The sequence below is a fragment of the Pseudomonas sp. 31 R 17 genome (genome assembly GCF_900004915.1).
GTDB lineage: Bacteria > Pseudomonadota > Gammaproteobacteria > Pseudomonadales > Pseudomonadaceae > Aquipseudomonas > Aquipseudomonas orientalis_A.
Genome location: NZ_CVTN01000057.1, coordinates 1 through 439, shown reverse-complemented (window position 1 = coordinate 439; position 439 = coordinate 1). Strand labels below are relative to the sequence as shown.

1 protein-coding gene is annotated in these 439 nt (G+C 52.6%); it reads left to right on the top strand.

What is annotated here, in order from left to right; translation table 11 throughout:
- On the top strand, positions 1-439 hold a 439-nt coding region (locus tag BFP89_RS28420; RefSeq protein WP_141689065.1), incomplete at both ends, for a transposase.

Genomic DNA, 439 nt, shown 5'->3' with positions numbered 1-439 from the left:
GTTACTGATGCAGGTTTCCGGCGCCCATGGATGAAAGCAGTGGCCGCACAGGGCTGGTACTACGTGGCTCGTATACGAAATCGGGAGCTTTATCGTGGTGACGAAAATGAGTGGCTGCCCGTGCAAGATCTCTATGCTTTGGCCACTTCGTCACCCAAGTCGCTTGGTCGGGTCGAGATGACGCGTAGCGCTCCGCACTTGATCAATTTGTACTGCGTGCGACATTCAGCCAAGGGCCGAAAGCATCAACGAGTGACTGGCTCAATCGCCAAAAGTAAGCTCAGCCGACAGTCAGCCAGGCGTGAACGGGAGCCCTGGTTACTTACCAGCAATTTGAGGCAAGACGAATGGAATCCAGCAAAAATAGTGGCGATCTATAAGCGCCGTATGCAGATCGAAGAAGGCTTTCGAGATGTAAAAAGTGAGCACTTGGGATTAG